Raw genomic sequence first — 16,465 nt, 5'->3', positions numbered from 1 at the left:
CGCTCCAGCTACCGAGCCGGCCGCCTGTACGCCAAGGCCACCCTGCACCGCGGCATGCCCCTACCCGACAACCTGGCCCACCTCGCCCAGGCCGGCACCGCCGCCCAGGAAGCCACCAACCTACTCAACCACTGAGCCCCTCCGCCGCACCTGCCGGGCCGGACGCGGTGGTGCACAGCCGGGATCGGACGCGGGCTTCGGCGACCATCGTCGGGTTGAGCCCGCGGTGGGTCTCATCGGCTCGTCGCCAGAGGGCGACTGCTTCCGCGCTGCGCCCACCGGTCGCGGCCACGTTGCCCAGGCCGGTGTAGGCGCGTGCCTGCTCGAAGGACATCGCGCTCGAGCCGGCCCGGTCGGCGGCGCGCTGGTAGGCGTCCGCAGCCCGGACGTGGTCACCGGCTTCGAAGCGGACCGAGCCCAGGCAGTTCAGCGCACGGACCGCATCCGCATCCAGGCCGAGCTCGTCGGCCTCCGCGAGTGCCCGCTCAGCGGCTTCGGTGGCTTGGGAAAACTGCCGGAGCGCGGCGCGGGCCAGTGCGATTCCTCGCCTCGTGATCGCCGCGTTGCGACCATTGCAGGTTCGTTCGTAATGGTCCAGCGCCACGCTCAGGTTCCGCACCGCGGCAGCGTGATGGCCGCGATAGTGCTCGACCCAGCCGTGGTTGGCCCGCACGGTGACCTCGCCGTCGCGATCGCCCATCTTCTGATAGAGCGCCAGTGCCTTGCGGTGGCACTCCGCGGCCCCGTCGAGTTCACCGCGATCAGCCAACGCGACACCGAGGTGCGACGTGGTGCCGGCCAGCGCCCACTGATCCCCCAGCTCCGCGGCGGCCACTCGCGCACAGCGATGAACCAGGATCCATGGATCCCACAACTTCTCCTCGAAGAAGAATCCGCGCATGACGAACGCCAGGTGCCAGCAGTGCTCGTGTTCCTGGGTCCGCTGGGCCGCCCGGCACAACTCCACCAGGTTCGGCCACTCCACGCGGAACCAGGCCAACGCCTGCGCGCGGTCGGTGAACCGCAGCGGCTCCGGCGGCTTGAGGTGGCGCGCCCATTCCGGCTGGAAGCGCCCGGGGATCAACAGCCGGTCGGCCAGCGCCGCGGTGGCCAGCATCGCGTCCAGCAGCCGACGGAATCCTGCGCTCTTCTGCTCCGCTGGCAGTGCGGCCAGCAGTGATCTCCCCGCGAAGGCCCGGACGAGGTCGTGCAGCGCGTACCGGCCCTTCGCCGGCTGGTTCAGCAGGGAGGCATCGTGCAGTCTCTCGACGAGATGGTCCGCCTCGCGCGATGCCATCCCGGCCAGCGCCGCCGCGGCGTGCACGTCGAGATCGGCTCCCGGGTGCAGGGCCAGCAGTCCCAGCATTCTGGACTCGGCGGCTCCCAGATCCCGCACCGACACATCCAGCGTCGTGGTGACGCTGCGCTCGCCGTCATCGAGCTGGGCCAGCCGGTCAGTCTCGTCGGCCAGCCTCCGGGACAGCTCGGCGAGATCCCAGGTCGCATGGGTCCGCAGCCTCGCCGCGGCGACCCGCACCGCCAGCGGCAGGTGCCCGCAACGCCTGACGATCGAGCGCACGGCGCCCTCATCCGCATCGACGTCCGCGATCGAGGTAAACAGCCGCATGGCCTCCTCGTCGGAGAGCGGCGTGAGCACAACGTGCGTGGCGCTGTCCAGCGAGGGCAGCCGATTCCGGCTCGTCACCAGCACTCGGCATTTCGGTTCGGCCGGCAGCAGTGGCCTGACCTGGGCGGCACTGGCCGCGTTGTCGAGAACCAAAAGCATGCTGCGCCCGCGCAGTCGGGACCGGTACAACGCGGCGCGATCGTCGATGTCCGCCGGGATTTCCTCGCCCGCAACGCCGAGCATCCGCAGCAACCGGTCCAGCACCTGACTCGGCTCGGCCGGGGCCCGGTCCAGAGTTCGGCCGTGCAGGTCGACGAACAAGCAGCCGTCGGCGAACAGGGACTCGAGCCGGTGCGCGCACCGCACCGCGAACTCCGTCTTCCCGACGCCACCCATCCCGGAAACGACGCACACACCGCCGTCGGCCTGCAGCGCCGCCTTGGTCGCCCGCTGCTCGCTCACGCGCCCGACGAAGTGCGCGGACAACGCCGGCAAGCCGACAATCCGCAGGTGCGACTGAGTTCACCGTCGCGTGGTCGCCTCCGGTAGCAGCTCGGTGAGCAACCCGGTCGCGCCCAGTTCGGCCTCACACAGCGCGGCCAGCGCGGGACTCGGCGACGCGGCGCCGGTCTCCACCTTGCTCAGGAATCCCTTGTGTAATACACGCGCTCGGCCAGCTCGGAAAGCGACAACCCCGCCTGACGGCGCAGCCTGCGCAGCTCGACACCGAATCTCGAGCCCTGCCCCATGGCTTTGTCCTCCTCTGCTGGTCGCAGAGTGTGCCAGATCGCAGGCGAGAGTTGGATCGCAGCGGCGGCCGAACTCATCATCGGCCGCCGCGTTTCTCCCCCATTTCGCATTCAGCTGCTCAGCCGGACACCATCTGCAGAATCGGCACGAGAAGCTCGACGACGTGGATCTGCATTGCTCGAAACACCCCCTTTCCTGTCGAGTTCACAGCGTGCGCGCAACGCGTGTTCCCCGGTCAGCAATCTGCGAAACCCGTAGCGATCACCGTGGTTCCCATCGTCGGCACCGTTGACGCCCTGCGGCAAGGAGTTTCCTGTTTCCCACCCGACAGGAAACGACGCGACGACTGCTGCGTGCGACAGAGTTGCTGGACAACCCAAACCGTCTTGGCCAACATTGATCCGGTCCGTGATCATCGGGGAGGGGTAGTGGACGGCAGGGCCAAGGAGTGCGAGGAAGACCTGAAGCGGCTCCGCAGGAACCGCGGCCTGTGCCTCGCGCGTGCCGATCAGATCGGTGCCGCACTGCGTGATGCCTGCGGCGTCAACGACGAGGACACCCCGGCCCAGGTGGTGGACAGGGTTTCCGCAGCCGTGCGCCGACATGCTGCGGCGCTGGGGTCGGAACAGCGTCTCGCGGCGCTCACGGCACTGGGGCTCGACGGACCTCGTACGCGTTTTCTGCGGGATCGGCAGCGGTGGCTGTCCGAGCAGCTGGACCGAAACTTCCGCACCGCCCAGCGGCGCATCGACGAAGGCTTCGCCGAACTCGCGTCGCTTCTCACTGCCGCGAACGCGCCGACCGCTGCCCGCTCGGGTGCGGCGTGGCGCACCGAGCAGCTGCGGGTCCTGCTCGCGCTCGATCAGCAGCAGCCGGAGGCGTTCCTGTTCCGGCAGGTGGTGGCCAACACCGCGGAGCTCGAGGAGATCGAGCTGGCCGTCACGCTGACCTCATCCGGCGCGTCCGGCCGGGAAAACGATGTCTCGGTCGGATGTGTTCTCCGGTGGCACGCTGGTGCACCGGAGGCGGGAGTCCCAGGACCGGATCGGCCTCGCGCTGCGGCTGCCCGAACCCCTGCGGCAGGGACAGCGGCACGAGATCGCGTTGCGGTTGCGCGTGGCCGAGATGCTGCCGCACTACGTGTGCGTGCCAAAGAGTTCGTGCGAGGAGTTCGACCTGACCGTGCGGTTCGGCGCCCGGCTCCCCCGGTCGGTCAGCCTGCTGGAGAAGGTGTTCCAGAACGATGTTTCCGACGACTCGGTGACCGGGAAACCCCTGGATCCGGACGCCTCGGGCGAGGTGCGGGTGCGCTTCCGGCAGCTCGAGCCGGGATTCGCCTACGGCATCCGGTGGGAGGGGTGTCCCCAGGAGCCGCGGTAGGACGCTACCGGTTCTTCCGGTTCTTCCTGGCTTCCCAGCCCGGGGATCCCGGACCGGACTTCGGACGCAGCACGAGCGGTCGGCCGAGCTCGGGGGGAACGTGCGCGCGCAGGCCGGTCAGTGTCCGGTACAGGTCTTCGATTCCCTCGCGGGTCAGCTGCGGCACGCAGTAGTGGGTGGCACCGTACGGTTGCAGGAAGTCGGGAATCTCCGCGACCGTGTGCCCCGGCAGCACGACCGGCAGGATGCGCGTGATCCACTCGCTGCGGGAACGCTGCAGCTGGTCACGCAGGATGGCCATCTCCCACTGGCTGCCCCGGTTCTCGTCGTCCCGCGCCTCGCCGTTGCCCACGAGCCGATAACGCTCGGATGCGATGACGAGGGTGTAGTCGCTTCCCTTGATGTGCTTCTCGGCCCACACGCCCCAGTCGCGCCGAACGGGCTCGGCCCAGGAGTCGTACACCGATCGAATCCCGACCTCCGCCAACAGCTGGGCGAACTCCAGCACCTGCTGGCAATGGTCGGCACTGTCATGCGTGTAGGAGATGAAAACGGTCGGTTGCCCCACTGTTTCCTCTTCGTCTGCTCGCCGCCTGCCGTTGATGAGAACACACGCCGGTGGACACGAGAACCACCACCACTGGACAAAAGCTGGACAACTCCCGCTCCCCGCTACGCCACCTGGAGCAGGTGTGGCACGTTCTGGGGGTGGCGCGCCGATCACGGGAACGAGAGGCAGGCAGTCGTGCCGGATCCGGAGCACACCAGCCGAGCTCCGCACGTCTACGTATTCCGCGCGCACCAATCCGAGGAGCACATCGAACTGGTGCGCGATTTAGCCACGATGCTCCGCGAGGAGGCAGGCATCGAGGCGGACGTCAAAGAATGGGGAGCCGCGCAGCGTACCGATGAGGTCGCCGACGAACTCGCCCGATTCGAGAACGCGGATTTCGTCCTCGTGGTGGCCTCGCCGGAGATGCGCCGCCTGATGGACAGCGGCGAGCAGGGGCCCATCGGGGATCTTACCCACGTCGGTGCGGCGCTGGCGCGGAACAGGCTCGCCGGCAATCTTCGCGAGGAGCTCAGGAGAATGCTCCCCGTCGTGCTGCCCGACGCGACCCCGGAGCACATCCCACGCATGCTGCGGTCGTACGCGACGAACTTCTACCAGATCAAGGAGTTCGACATCGACAGCGATGGTGTCCAGGAACTCCTGCACGTGCTCCTCGAGGTTCCGCGGCATGCCAGGCCACCGCGTGGCATGCCGTACCAGGTGGCCCCGGGATCGTGGGATCCGCCCGTCGGGCACGTGGGTGAAGATGCGGACGTGCTCCTCCGCAGTGGCGCGACCGTCGTCCTCGGCCAGAGCACGTACCTGGTCTGCGGCGAGGTCGAGGAACCCTTCCAGGAACGCGGCCCTGCGGTCCTGCGGCAGGCACGAGCGTTGCTGCTCGGCGACCCGAACGAGCAGGTGTGGCTGCGGCAGGTCGAGCGCAGGGCTGATGCGCGGTCTGCCGGAGAAGCGTGTGCGGCGCTGAAAAGGAGCACGAGTTGCTCGGCGCGATCGGGCCCGAGCACGACGCGGTGCCCCGCTCGTTGGCGCTCGTCGACACCGACCGCACCCGGACCCTGGTGCTCGGTTGGCCGCGGCGCACCACACCACCCGACGGCTTCGAGACTCTCGCCGACTACATCCCCCACCCCACCGAACTCGACTCCACCGCGGTTCGACGGACGTTGCGGGCCCTGTCGGGGCTGTGCCGCCCGTTGGAAGCACTACACCACCACCACTGCACCCATCGTGAACTGGCACCGCACACGATCGTCCGGATCGACGAGGACCACCTCGCGCTGCGCGACCTCGGCGCGGCGGGCCGTCCGGCTCGCCCGGGCATCGACCGGTCCGGCTACCAGGCGCCGGAGCAGACTCACCATGGCCGCGCGAAGATCGGCCCCTGGACCGACGTGTTCCGGCTGGCCGCGGTGGCCTACCACATGATCAGCGGCCGGCTTCCCGACGAGCCCGCGCCGCTGCCGACCAGCGCGGTCTGCCCCTTCGCGCCCGAGCGGGCAGCCGCTGCGATCGACGCCGCCCTGCACCCTGACATCACCCAACGCCCTACGGTCGCCGAACTGGCCGCCGCACTAGGGATGTGACACCGCATGCTGCGAGAAGTCCACCTGACCTCCCCCATTCACCTGGTCGCGGGAAACGATTTCCAGCGAAAGCTGGTGCACAAGCGCCGCGACGCCAACGGCCTGCCTGCCGGGTTGGACCACATCGTCCGTGATCTCGCTGTCCGACCGGACGGCGTGTCGGCAGTCGTGACCGAATGGCCGGGCCATCGCGGGCTCCAGCTGCACACCTACGCCTACGTCGTGAAACTCAGGCCAAGCACGAAACAGGACTTTTTCTGGGTCAACGACGCTGGCCCGTTGGGCCTGGGCGATCACGCCAGGCTCACCCGCGGTTGCCTGCTGGTGCGCTGCCACTGGAAAGCGGTGGCTCGAGCGACAGAGGTGCCGACAAACGCCCGTGCGAACTGGGACACGCTGTTGCGGGAGTGGACGCGACTCCAGCACGACCTGGCCGACCAGGACGCGGTGCCGCGCCTGAAGCCCGAACACACGCGATACCTCGATCTGCTCACCACGTTCAACGAGATCGCGCGCACCACCGCGGCGAGAACCTCCCCACGGAGGCCAGGTTTCGCTTATCGGAAGGTGACCCCGGTCGGCGACCCCGGCTTCACCGTGACGAACACCTACGCCTTCCACATCGTCGGCCGCGCCCCGCAACGGCGTGCCCATGTGCAGATCAGTGGCGACGACGAACGGCGCGGACAGGTGCTGCAGGTCACCAACGGTGCGGCGACGGTGCGCTTCGACCAACCACTGGACTTCGCGCGGCTGCCCCAGCAAGGCCAACTGGTGCCGGCCCGTATCGAGGTCGTGCACGTCAAGCGCCGCGAGGCCGTCGAGGCACTGCGCGCGCGGCAGACGCAGCACCGCTCGCTGTTGGACGTGGTGGTCAGCCACCAGGTGGCGCCGATACCCCAGGTGTCCGATCACCCCGCGCAGCAGCTCGATCCCGAGCAGCTGGCCGCGTTCCGCAAGGCGCTGGCGGTGGAGGACGTGCTGGTTGTCCTCGGCCCACCCGGCACCGGAAAGACACGCGTGATCACCGAGGTCGCCCATGCGCTGGGGCGCTCCGACCGAGGCAAGATCCTGATCACCTCCCACTCCAACAAGGCGGTGGACAACGTGCTGGCCAGGATGCCGCGCGAGGTGATCACGCTCCGCGTCGGGAACGAGGTGGACGTGGATCCCGACGTCCACTGGTGCCTGCTGGAGGTCTACGCCCACGAACTACGTCAGGAGGTTGCCGTCCACAGCGAGCGCAGGGCGCAGCGATACGCCGTCCTGCCCACCGCGCTGGACTGGCACGCCGAGCTCGGCGAACGGATCAGGTGGTGGCGATCGGCTCGCGCCGAACAGGACGCGTGCGCCGCGGAGCTTGACCGGTGCCGCCGTGCGGCAGGAGGGCCCGCGCAGGACCGCGTCACCGAGCTTTCCGCCCGGGTTCGTCGCCTGGACACACGGTCAGCACGCGTGCAGCGCCGACTGGACCGGCTGGTTCAGCGAGCCGGCCGGTCGCGCACCCGGATTCCGCTGCTGTCGGACCTGCTGGGGCGGCTGCGTGATCGTCGGATCGCCCACCTGCGGACGAAGCTCGCGACCTGCGCCGGCGCTCTCGACCAGGCTCGAAAGACCCTGCGGTACGCAGCGGAGAAGCTTGAGGCGATGCTCCGCCAGGTCCCGGAAGTGCAGGCGGCGCAACGAAAGTTCGACGCCGCGGCGACGGATTGTGTTCGGGCGCAGCGCAGGTCGCTGGAGGCGCTGGGCACCCTCCGCACCGTGCTGCTCCCCGTGGAGCCGCTCCTGGAGGTGACCGACACCGACGACGAGACGACGCTGCAGTGGCTCACCGACCTGCACCACGGGCTGCACACTCGCTTCACCCTCCTGCAGGCCCGGGCCACGCTGCTGGACGAATGGCATGCGGCGGTGTCCTCCTGCCCGACCGCGGACCTGCACCCCGAGCTGATCCGCTACGCCGATGTCATCGGCGCGACCTGCATCGGATCAGCCACGAACGAGGAGATCGCCGCGGAGGAGTTCGATCTCGTGATCGCGGACGAGGCCGGTCAGATCCAGGTCTCCGACGTGCTGATCCCGCTGATCCGCGGCCGACGCGCGGTCCTGGTGGGCGACAACATGCAGCTGCCGCCGGTGAGCACACACGAGGTGGAGCGTGCGATCAGCTCCAGCAGCAGGGCGGAGGCACTGCTGGAGCTGTCCCGCACGAGTCTGCTGGAAACGTTGGTCACCGTCTTGCCCGCCGACAACGTCGTGCAGCTGCGAACCCAACGGCGCATGCCGGAGGTGATCGCGAGCTTCGTGTCCGATCACTTCTACCGGGGGACTCTGCGTTCGAAGGTTCCGCCGACCCGGGATGACGCGCTGTTCCGCAGCCCGCTGGCGTTCGTGGACACCTCCTGCCTCCCCGCCCAACGACGCCGCGAACACACAGCGTCCGGAAAGCGGGAAGGGTATCTCAACCATGCCGAAGCAGAGTTGCTGAACCGATTGGCCGAGCACTACCAGCACTGCGGCGCGGAATGGGCGCTGATCGTGCCGTACCAGGTGCAGCGCGATCTTCTCAAGCAGATGGCCCTGGGATGGGCGGGCCAGAAAACCGTGGACTCCAACATCGGTACCGTGGACGCGTTCCAGGGCGGAGAACGCGATGTGGTGATCTACGGCTTCACCCGGAGCAATCCGGGTGGCTGGATCGGTTTCCTCGACGACCTGCGGCGGTTGAACGTCGCCTTCACCCGGGCCAAGCAACGGCTGGTGCTCGTCGGAGACATGACGACCCTGCGTGGCGCCAGGGACGCGGGTTTCCGCGAGCTGATGGAGGCGCTGCACGCCCATCTGCAGGCCCACGGGGAGCTGCGTACCTACCACGACATCGTCACCCGACTCACCGAACTGGGATCATGACCTCACCAGGACGATCGCGACAGCCGAACGATCTCTCCAGGATGCGGGTACTGGAGGACGCAGCGTACCGGCAGGGGCTGAACCCGACGCGCCTGTACGCCCTGCTGCTTCCGGTGCACGAGGTCGAGGTGCAGGCCACCACCAGGACGAGCCGGCCCTACGGCCTCATCGACCGGTTCCTGGAACGCGCCATCGCCGAAGGCGGGATCACGACGGTTCCCGGACTCGCCGATTTCCTGGCGCTGGACCCCGTGCTGGTGGATCGGGCCGTCCGCGTGCTGCGGGGCATCGGTCACCTGCGCGCGCACGGCGACGCGCTCGAGCTCACCGAGCTCGCACGGGAGTCGCTGCGCGACGGTACCTGCTACGAGATACGGCGACAGGATCGGCGCAAGCTCTACTTCGACGCCTATCGGTGCGAGCCGCTGCACCGGCGCCACTACGGGAGTTCGACAACGTTTCTGAACCGAGCGGAGGCATTCGCCGCGACCGAAGCCGATCCGTCCTTCCAATTGCTGTATTCCTGGCACCAGTTCCGGCGGGAGGCGTTGGCGAACCTGGCACGCCGCGGTGATCGCGATGAATTCAACCTCCCGCTCAGCGTGGAGAACCCGAAGGACGCCCGGGCGGAATACGTGTTCCTGCCGATCTACGCCGTGCGGGCCGCGGCACGTGGCGGAACCGTCCGCTACCTGGTCTACGGCGCGGCCACCGACGGTGAGCTCGACGAAGGGCTCAGCGATCTGTGCACCCACACGCCGGAGATCGCCCAGACGCTGGAGCACGAGATCATCCCGGTCCTGGATCAGGAGCGGCGCATCAGGCGCTGGTTGAACAACAAGGGTTTCTCGGCGCGCGAACCCATGCGATTTCCCGATGGATCCTGGCAGGTCGACTTCCAGCCCGAGGACTTCACACCGGCAGGGACGCGTGAGGTCTCCGGCGTGGGCACGTTCATCGACCTCAGGACCGTGGTGGTGCGCGTGTGGTGCGAGGACGTCGATGTCCGGCGCCGGGCGCTGCTGGCGCGGCTTGACGGGCTGCTGCACCGCTTCCGGTACCGCCCTGCCGAGTTCCCCGCGATGCTCCGGCACCTCGGCGACCAGTTGGAACTTCCGGGGCTGGACTCGAACAAGCTGCGCGCGCTTGTGCGGGAGGCCGGCCGACACGACCTGGCGGAGCGACTCGACCAGCTTCTGGAGGCCTCCGCCTCGACTACGTGACACGTCCCCCTGTCCAGTGGACAGCCTCTGGACAGTTCCGCGCACAAGGCCCTTTTCGGTGGATTCTGCGCACCCACCACGGCTAATGTCTGGCGGCCATGAGCGCGATAAACGACAGATTTTCGGGTTCCCTGTCGCTGGCGGGACTGCATCCATTCCTGTCCATCACCGTGCTGGAATGCACCGAGACGGAGCCTGCTGCGGCGTTCCAGGCGTTGCTCCGGTTCCTCGACGACGCCGCGCAGGAACCGGGCCAGGCGCTGGCGTGCCAGCCGCTCACCGCAACAACGTTCTTCTCCGACGAGCGCATCGACGGTGTGGGCACCCCGGAGGAACTCGGGTTCGACTCCATCCACGCCAGCACGCGCCAGCTTGTCCGACCACCGAGCTGGGCCACGAAGCAACACGAGCTGCTGGACATCAGCCACCAGCTCACGGTGGCGCTACGCCGGAACCGCTTCGTCGCGATCTACGGTGACACGCCGAGCAAGGAGCGACTGGGACGGTGGGTCGACGAACATCCGGAACTGTTCCGACCCATCCCGTACAGCTTCCTCGCCGGCGCCTTCGTCGGTGATCAGCGCAGCCTGTGGACCCGGGGTGTGCACACCCCGCGCCCCAGCAAGCAGGACAGCAAGGCGATGACCGGGCTCCGGCTGCAGGACGCGCTGGATCCGCTGGGAGACGGCGATTTCTCGGTGACCGCGGCGGCCATCGACTACGAGCCACCGGACCCGAAGGCGCTGGTCCGGGGCCGGATCACGGTGTCCCCGCAGTGGTCCCGGATCTCCTGGCGGGCAACGTCCGACTTCGCCTCGTTCGTCACCTACGTGCGGGAGATCCTGGAGGTGCTGGACAAGGTGCTGGCCGACGCACCCCCGGCGTGGCAGTTCGGCCCACTTCCCGAGCCAGAGGAGGACCTGTCGAAGGTCCGCTTCGCCGTCGACGTCAGCACCGAGGAACAGCCTGAGCTCGACGGTGTCGACGAGGCGGCGCTGCGGTGTGTCGAGTTTCTGCGCTCCGCACAGCTGGAGGTGGAGGGCAAGCCGGACACGGCCACCGCGACGCTGCACGTGACGGATCACGGCACCACCTCCAGCTTCCTGCTCACTCCGGTGCCGGCTGGCGACGGGTTCCGCTTCCGGGTACAGCACGTGGCAGGGACACCGATGCGCGCCGAGCTGCACGGTCTGGAGGACCATCTGCGCAGCGGGAATCTGCTTCGCGTGCACTACGGATCGGGTCACGCCTGCAACGGGCGGACACTGTACCGGCGCAAGGTCAGTGGCATGCCGTTCCGGAACATCGAGCTCGGCGACTTCACCGGGTTTCGCACCACCGTCGAGAAGCCCAACGGGGGGAGTTCGCGGGAGATCCACCAGCTGATCGGCACCCCCGGAGACACCTCACTGTTCGGGTGGGTGGCCAACCGGTACCGGACTGGGTGGCTCCTGTGCGACGACGGCACCGGGGAGATCGCGGACTTCCTGCACCTGGCCGCAGACGGCGGGCTCACCGCAATCCACGTCAAGTCCGCGGCGAGCGGACGCTCGGTTCGCCGTATCTCGGTGGGGGGATTCGAGCAGTTGACCAGTCAGGCGGTGAAGAACGTGCGGCTGCTGGAGCGCGATGTGCTCGCCGACAAGCTGCGGAAGCGGGTGCGCCCCTGGACCGCGGCGTGGCAGAACGGTCATCGCACGGCTCCCGAAGACTTCGTGCGCGCACTGGAGGAGCGAATGCACGTCACCAGCACGCACGTGGTGCTGATCCAGCCGCATCTGTCCGCGACAGCTGTCGCACGCGCGCGGCAGGATATCGCCGAGGCCAAGCAGACGTCCGACGCGTACCGCCTGCAGTTGTTGGACGATCTGCTGCACGCAACCCGGAAGGCGATCACCGGCCGGTGCGAGGACATGACCGTCTTCGCCAGCCCCTGACCGATCTGGCGCTGTGGCCGGCCGACTGTCCTCATCCGGGGGTACCGGCGCGTTGTGGCGGGATGATGGTTCGTTGCAGTGCGGTGAGGTCCTCGGCGAGCTGGGTGGCTTCAGGGGCGCCGAGGGCCGCGTAGTGTTTCAGGGCTTCCTCCCAGTGCCCGGCAGCCTCCGTGTCACGCCCCTGGTCCTTGGCGACACGCCCGAGACCGTGCTGGGCACGCGCGTATTCGAAGCGGCTGCCGCAGTCGTTGCTCACCACCAGCGCCTGCTCATGTGCACGGCGGGCAGCCGCGTAATTCCCGGCCCGGTGGTGAGCTTCGCCAAGACAGTTGAGGGCCATCGCCCTGTCCATCTGCAGGCCCAGGTCGCTGAATGAGGCGGTTGCCCGTTCCAGCCGCGCAACCGCGTCGTCGAACCGTCCGAGATCGATCTCGATGAGCGCCATACTGCGCAACGTGATCGCAACATTCCGGTCGGAACCGCTCTGCTCGTAGCAGGCCAGCGCACGCTCGTTCTCTCGCAGTGCCGCCTCGTGGTCTCCGCGGTAGTGCAGCACCGTTGCCCGGTTGGCCAGCGCGTTGCTGACACCAGATGAGCCCGCGCCAGGGTGTCCAGCACTCGCGCCGCCTCCCGTGGCGTGGCGTCCAGCAGGGCGGCCACGGTACAGCTGTCGAAACTGTGTCCGGGAAAGGTCCCGAGCAAGCGGAAAGCCCTGGCCGCCTGACCGTTCAACTGCTCGTACGACCACGAGAACACGGCACGAGCTGACGTCGACGGGTCATCCTCGCAATCCAGGACATCCAGCCGTGCCCTCCGATCAGCCAGGTCAGCGGCAAGCTCCGCCAACGACATCGAAGGACGACAACAGATCACCTGTCCCGCCACCCGCAACGCCAGAGGAAGCCCCGCACAAGCCCGGCACACCTCGGCAGCCGCCACAGGATTCTCATCGACCCGGGGCCCGACACACCGTCGAAGCAGCGCCAACGCGTCAGCTGGTTGCAGAAGACCGACCCGCACCAGCATCGCACCCTCCGCCGCCACCAGTCCGGACAACACGCGACGGCTGGTGATCACCACACTGCACGACGACGCCCCAGGCAGCAACGGACGTACCTGGCCTTCGGCCCCCGCGTTGTCCAGCACCACCAGCACCCGCCGCCCGGCAAGAAGACTGCGATACAACGCAGCCCGCTCCGCGGCATCCTCCGGAACCTCCGTTGCCGGGACGCCCAGAGCACGCAGAAACCCTGCCAACACCTCACCAGCATCCGCGGCGAGACGGGCCAAACCCCCGCAAATCGACATACAGCTGCCCGTCCGGGAACTCCCCACTCACCCGATGGGCCCAATGCAGCACCAACGCCGTCTTGCCCACCCGCGGTACCACACACCAACGCGACCGACGGTCCCCTCGACGGCAGTCCACGACCCGGTGCCCCCGTGGCGTCCAACGCCGCAAGCTGCTCATTCCGCCCAACAAACCCGAACGGCACAGGCGGCAACTGTCTCGGAACCGGCACACCGCCGGCAGACCGCACATGCACGTCACCCACGATGGTGCCCGCCTGCACCACCGCGCCAGCAACACCAGACATCACGTTCCGCGTCGCGCAGCGATCAACCCGCTCGCTCGTCTGGCCTCGCATACACCCCCCAGTGTGCCCGCAGATCAACCAGACACCATCACAACACACCAAAGCCGACCGCAATACCGCCCAACGAGGCCCCGCCCCCACCCCCACGAAAGGCTCAGCGCAGAGAGAAGGGTCAGGCGGTTTCCACGGGCAAGTCGGCGAGGCGCCATTCGAGCATTCCGTCGACCAGGCGACGGGCGGTGCGGCCGTGGGAGGTAAGCAGGCGCACCGCGTCGTGGGCGAGCACGCAGTATGCGCCGCGGCAGTAGGCAACGACTTCCTGGTCGGCGGGGATGTCGTCGAGCCTGTCGGCGAGTTCTTCCACCGGGATGGACACGGCGCCAGGAATATGGCCGGCCTCGTACTCCTCGCGGGGACGGACATCGAGCACGATCACCTCGCCACGCTGGGCTCGACGTAGCAGCTCCTCGCGGCTGACGTGCTCGGCGTCGTCCGGTCCCAGGTAGGCAGCGCGGGCCGCTTCCACGTCGGGCAGGTGAGCACTCGCCACGGTGCGCACGAGCGCGTACAGCGCAGCGACGTCAGTACCGGCCAGCCGGTAGTACACCTTGGTGCCCTCCCGGCGGGTGGCGACCAGGTTGGCCCGCTTGAGCGTCTGCAGGTGCGCCGAGGCGGTCGTCAATCCGAGTCCCGCAGCACACGCCAACGCCTCAACCGTGCGCTCGCCCTGCGCGAGCAGGTCAAGGAGTTCCAGCCGCTTGCCACTGCTCAACGCCTTGCCGACGCGGGCGAACTGATCGAACAGGGCCGTCTTCGCTTCTCGATCACCCATCTATTATCCAATCTTTCATGGAATACTGTATAACAGTGGTAGTCGGTCCCAGAAGTACCCCGCTGACGAGGGAGGGGGCCGTGATGAGCACCGTCAATCTGGTTCCACTGGTCGACGAGGGCTTGGGGAAGTTCGCCGGCGAACTCGCCGGTGGCCTGGATGTCGAGCAGGCTGAGGCGCTACCCGACGCGCCGACTGTGGTGATGTGCGGGCACGGCGAACGCGCCATGAGCGGTGCCAGCCTGCTCGAACAGGCTGGGCGCCGCGACCTCGCCGTCCTCGAAGGTGGCCCCGACGACCGGAGCCGAGCCACCGGCCGTCCGTTGGAGTACGGAACATGAGCACCAGACCAGTACGGCTGGGCCTACGCCAAAACCTCACCCAGTTCAGCCTGCTCGTCGTGGTCAACGCCCTGGTCGGTGGCATGGTGGGTCAGGAGCAGACTGTTCTGCCACTGCTGGCCGAACGAGAGTTCCACCTCACCGGATACACCGTCCTGCTGACCTACGTGCTGGTCTTCGGGCTCAGCAAGGCCGCCACGAACTACTTCGCTGGCACCTGGTCGGACCGTTTCGGTCGCAAACCCGTCCTGATCGCGGGATGGCTCATCGCGATCCCCGTGCCAGTGATGCTGATCTGGGCCACTCACTGGGGCTGGATCGTGGCCGCCAACCTCCTGCTCGGCATCAACCAGGGCTTGACCTGGTCCACCACCGTGATCATGAAGGTCGACCTCGTCGGCCCCCGGCGGCGCGGACTCGCGATGGGGCTCAACGAAGCCGCCGGCTACGGCGCGGTCGCGCTCACCGCAGCACTGGCGGGCTACCTCGCCGAGCAGTACGGCCTGCGCCCCGCACCGTTCCTGCTCGGCGCGGCCTACGTCGTGCTCGCCCTCGCCCTGTCCACCCTGGCCGTCGGCGAGACACGAGAGCATGCCCGCGCCGAAGCCAGACAGTCATCGGGCAGCAACTCCAGCACCGAGCACACCGCCCTGACCAACCGGCAGGTTTTCGTCCGCACGACGGTCACCGACCCGGCACTGTCCTCGGCCAGCCAAGCAGGACTGGTCAACAACCTCAACTTCGGCCTGTCCTGGGGCCTGTTCCCCCTGCTGTTCGCCAGCGCAGGGCTGGCCGTGGACCGGGTCGGCATGCTCGTCGCCCTCTACCCCGCCGTCTGGGGCATCGGACAACTCGCCACCGGAGCCCTGTCCGACCGGTGGGGACGCAAGCACCTCATCACCACCGGGATGTTTCTCCAAGCTGTCGCCCTCGCTCTCATCGCCACTGTCGGCACCTTCCCAGCATGGGCGACAGCGACCGCACTGCTGGGCGCGGGCACCGCGATGGTCTACCCCACGCTGCTGGCCACCATCAGCGACGTCGCCCACCCGAGCTGGCGTGCCCGTTCGGTCGGCGTCTACCGGCTCTGGCGCGACAGCGGCTACGCAGCTGGTGCCGTCCTCGGCGGCATCGTCGCCGACCTGTGGGACCTGCGCGCCGCCGTGTGGGCCGCAGCCGCCCTCAGCCTCGTCGCTGGCATCAACGTCGCGATCCGGATGTACGAATCCCATCCACGCACCGGCCGCCAGCACGTCGACCACACCAAGGACACGGCATGACCACTCCCCTGGGACTGAATCATGGCCCGATCTGCCACCACGCCCGCCGATCCCCGGGCTACTCGAGGACTCCGGGAAGCCGGAGCGGTCGAGTGGGCTCGTAAACCAGTACCGCTTGAGGACCTTGATGACGAGCATGGCGCGCCAGCGAACACGTCCTCAGCACCGTCGAGGCGATGCTCGCCGTCTGGGACGGCCAACCCTCCGGAGGCTACGGCGGCACCGGTGACGTCGTGCAAGCCGCACGCGAACGCGGAATCCCGGTCACCGTCGTATGGCCGAACGGCGCACGCCGCGAATACCCCCCCCCGTTACCGTTTTCGCGGCTCTGATCTTGGAGCTCTGGTCGCCAGGCTCGGCATGACTTTGTCCCCCAGTCGAACGGATGATCCGGGGGGTGGTGTCACCGGGCCTGGTGGCATCGGTGGAC

At 68.1% G+C, this 16,465-nt stretch carries 12 protein-coding genes and 3 pseudogenes; 10 read left to right on the top strand and 5 right to left on the bottom strand.

Annotated elements, in window-relative coordinates:
• Positions 1 to 135 (top strand): annotated as a pseudogene (locus tag IEY17_RS24700) (lipoyl synthase); the annotation flags it as partial.
• Here the strand turns inward: IEY17_RS24700 and IEY17_RS24695 are convergent.
• Together IEY17_RS24695 and IEY17_RS26190 are read right to left on the bottom strand one after the other, a co-directional pair.
• Positions 125 to 2,089, bottom strand: coding sequence for an ATP-binding protein (locus IEY17_RS24695; RefSeq protein ID WP_229680592.1), 1,965 nt, complete (start codon positions 2,087 to 2,089; stop codon positions 125 to 127). The pseudogene IEY17_RS24700 and the gene IEY17_RS24695 sit on opposite strands and share 11 nt — an antisense overlap.
• A 179-nt stretch (positions 2,090 to 2,268) precedes the next feature.
• On the bottom strand, positions 2,269 to 2,376 hold the full coding sequence (locus tag IEY17_RS26190) for a helix-turn-helix domain-containing protein (RefSeq protein ID WP_373289928.1): 108 nt from the start codon (positions 2,374 to 2,376) through the stop codon (positions 2,269 to 2,271).
• Between the two features lie 979 nt (positions 2,377 to 3,355).
• Here IEY17_RS26190 and IEY17_RS24690 point away from each other — a divergent pair.
• The gene (locus tag IEY17_RS24690; RefSeq protein WP_188991839.1) at positions 3,356 to 3,757 is read left to right on the top strand and encodes a hypothetical protein; all 402 of its coding nucleotides are present in this window, start codon (positions 3,356 to 3,358) and stop codon (positions 3,755 to 3,757) included.
• A gap of 4 nt (positions 3,758 to 3,761) precedes the next feature.
• On the opposite strand, the gene IEY17_RS24685 is transcribed toward IEY17_RS24690, so the two are convergent.
• The gene (locus tag IEY17_RS24685; RefSeq protein WP_188991837.1) at positions 3,762 to 4,325 is read right to left on the bottom strand and encodes a toll/interleukin-1 receptor domain-containing protein; all 564 of its coding nucleotides are present in this window, start codon (positions 4,323 to 4,325) and stop codon (positions 3,762 to 3,764) included.
• On the opposite strand from IEY17_RS24685, the pseudogene IEY17_RS26185 reads away from it, so the two are divergent.
• The 5 genes and pseudogenes from IEY17_RS26185 to IEY17_RS24660 all read left to right on the top strand — a co-directional run.
• A pseudogene (locus IEY17_RS26185) lies at positions 4,275 to 4,868 on the top strand (hypothetical protein); the annotation flags it as partial. The gene IEY17_RS24685 and the pseudogene IEY17_RS26185 sit on opposite strands and share 51 nt — an antisense overlap.
• 413 nt (positions 4,869 to 5,281) lie before the next feature.
• A complete protein-coding gene (locus IEY17_RS25700) occupies positions 5,282 to 5,914 on the top strand; it encodes a protein kinase family protein (protein WP_229680589.1) in 633 nt (210 codons plus the stop codon).
• Between the two features lie 6 nt (positions 5,915 to 5,920).
• The gene (locus IEY17_RS24670) at positions 5,921 to 8,824 is read left to right on the top strand and encodes a DEAD/DEAH box helicase (protein ID WP_188991831.1); all 2,904 of its coding nucleotides are present in this window, start codon (positions 5,921 to 5,923) and stop codon (positions 8,822 to 8,824) included.
• Positions 8,825 to 8,865: 41 nt separating this feature from the next.
• A complete protein-coding gene (locus IEY17_RS24665) occupies positions 8,866 to 10,047 on the top strand; it encodes a hypothetical protein (protein WP_188991829.1) in 1,182 nt (393 codons plus the stop codon).
• Between the two features lie 98 nt (positions 10,048 to 10,145).
• On the top strand, positions 10,146 to 11,984 hold the full coding sequence (locus IEY17_RS24660) for a hypothetical protein (protein WP_188991827.1): 1,839 nt from the start codon (positions 10,146 to 10,148) through the stop codon (positions 11,982 to 11,984).
• A gap of 31 nt (positions 11,985 to 12,015) precedes the next feature.
• On the opposite strand, the gene IEY17_RS25695 is transcribed toward IEY17_RS24660, so the two are convergent.
• Together IEY17_RS25695 and IEY17_RS24645 are read right to left on the bottom strand one after the other, a co-directional pair.
• Complete coding sequence (locus IEY17_RS25695; RefSeq protein WP_268240393.1) at positions 12,016 to 12,732, bottom strand: tetratricopeptide repeat protein; 717 nt, start codon at positions 12,730 to 12,732, stop codon at positions 12,016 to 12,018.
• A 1,022-nt stretch (positions 12,733 to 13,754) separates the two neighbouring features.
• Positions 13,755 to 14,414 carry an ArsR/SmtB family transcription factor gene (locus IEY17_RS24645; RefSeq protein WP_188991821.1) on the bottom strand — a complete coding sequence of 220 codons (660 nt, stop codon included), beginning with the start codon at positions 14,412 to 14,414 and terminating at the stop codon, positions 13,755 to 13,757.
• An 83-nt stretch (positions 14,415 to 14,497) separates the two neighbouring features.
• On the opposite strand from IEY17_RS24645, the gene IEY17_RS25690 reads away from it, so the two are divergent.
• The 3 genes and pseudogenes from IEY17_RS25690 to IEY17_RS25685 form a co-directional block, all read left to right on the top strand.
• Positions 14,498 to 14,755, top strand: a complete 258-nt coding sequence (locus IEY17_RS25690) for a rhodanese-like domain-containing protein (protein WP_229680585.1) — start codon at positions 14,498 to 14,500, stop codon at positions 14,753 to 14,755.
• Positions 14,752 to 16,035: an MFS transporter gene (locus IEY17_RS24635; protein WP_188991819.1), complete on the top strand. Its 1,284-nt coding sequence runs from the start codon at positions 14,752 to 14,754 to the stop codon at positions 16,033 to 16,035. The genes IEY17_RS25690 and IEY17_RS24635 overlap by 4 nt, the downstream gene beginning before the upstream one ends.
• A gap of 143 nt (positions 16,036 to 16,178) precedes the next feature.
• A pseudogene (locus tag IEY17_RS25685) lies at positions 16,179 to 16,367 on the top strand (hypothetical protein); the annotation flags it as partial.
• Between the last annotated feature and the right edge of the window lie 98 nt (positions 16,368 to 16,465).

This window comes from Saccharopolyspora thermophila (genome assembly GCF_014646075.1).
Lineage (GTDB): Bacteria > Actinomycetota > Actinomycetes > Mycobacteriales > Pseudonocardiaceae > Saccharopolyspora > Saccharopolyspora thermophila.
This window is presented reverse-complemented; position numbering and strand designations above follow the sequence as displayed.

What these genes read in the sequence shown, in the direction of transcription:
- IEY17_RS26190 (WP_373289928.1), bottom strand. Translation starts at nt 2,376, where the DNA reads ATGGGGCAGGGCTCGAGATTCGGTGTCGAGCTGCGCAGGCTGCGCCGT.
- IEY17_RS24690 (WP_188991839.1), top strand. Translation starts at nt 3,356, where the DNA reads ATGTCTCGGTCGGATGTGTTCTCCGGTGGCACGCTGGTGCACCGGAGG.
- IEY17_RS24670 (WP_188991831.1), top strand. Translation starts at nt 5,921, where the DNA reads ATGCTGCGAGAAGTCCACCTGACCTCCCCCATTCACCTGGTCGCGGGA.
- IEY17_RS24665 (WP_188991829.1), top strand. Translation starts at nt 8,866, where the DNA reads ATGCGGGTACTGGAGGACGCAGCGTACCGGCAGGGGCTGAACCCGACG.
- IEY17_RS24660 (WP_188991827.1), top strand. Translation starts at nt 10,146, where the DNA reads ATGAGCGCGATAAACGACAGATTTTCGGGTTCCCTGTCGCTGGCGGGA.
- IEY17_RS24645 (WP_188991821.1), bottom strand. Translation starts at nt 14,414, where the DNA reads ATGGGTGATCGAGAAGCGAAGACGGCCCTGTTCGATCAGTTCGCCCGC.
- IEY17_RS25690 (WP_229680585.1), top strand. Translation starts at nt 14,498, where the DNA reads ATGAGCACCGTCAATCTGGTTCCACTGGTCGACGAGGGCTTGGGGAAG.
- IEY17_RS24635 (WP_188991819.1), top strand. Translation starts at nt 14,752, where the DNA reads ATGAGCACCAGACCAGTACGGCTGGGCCTACGCCAAAACCTCACCCAG.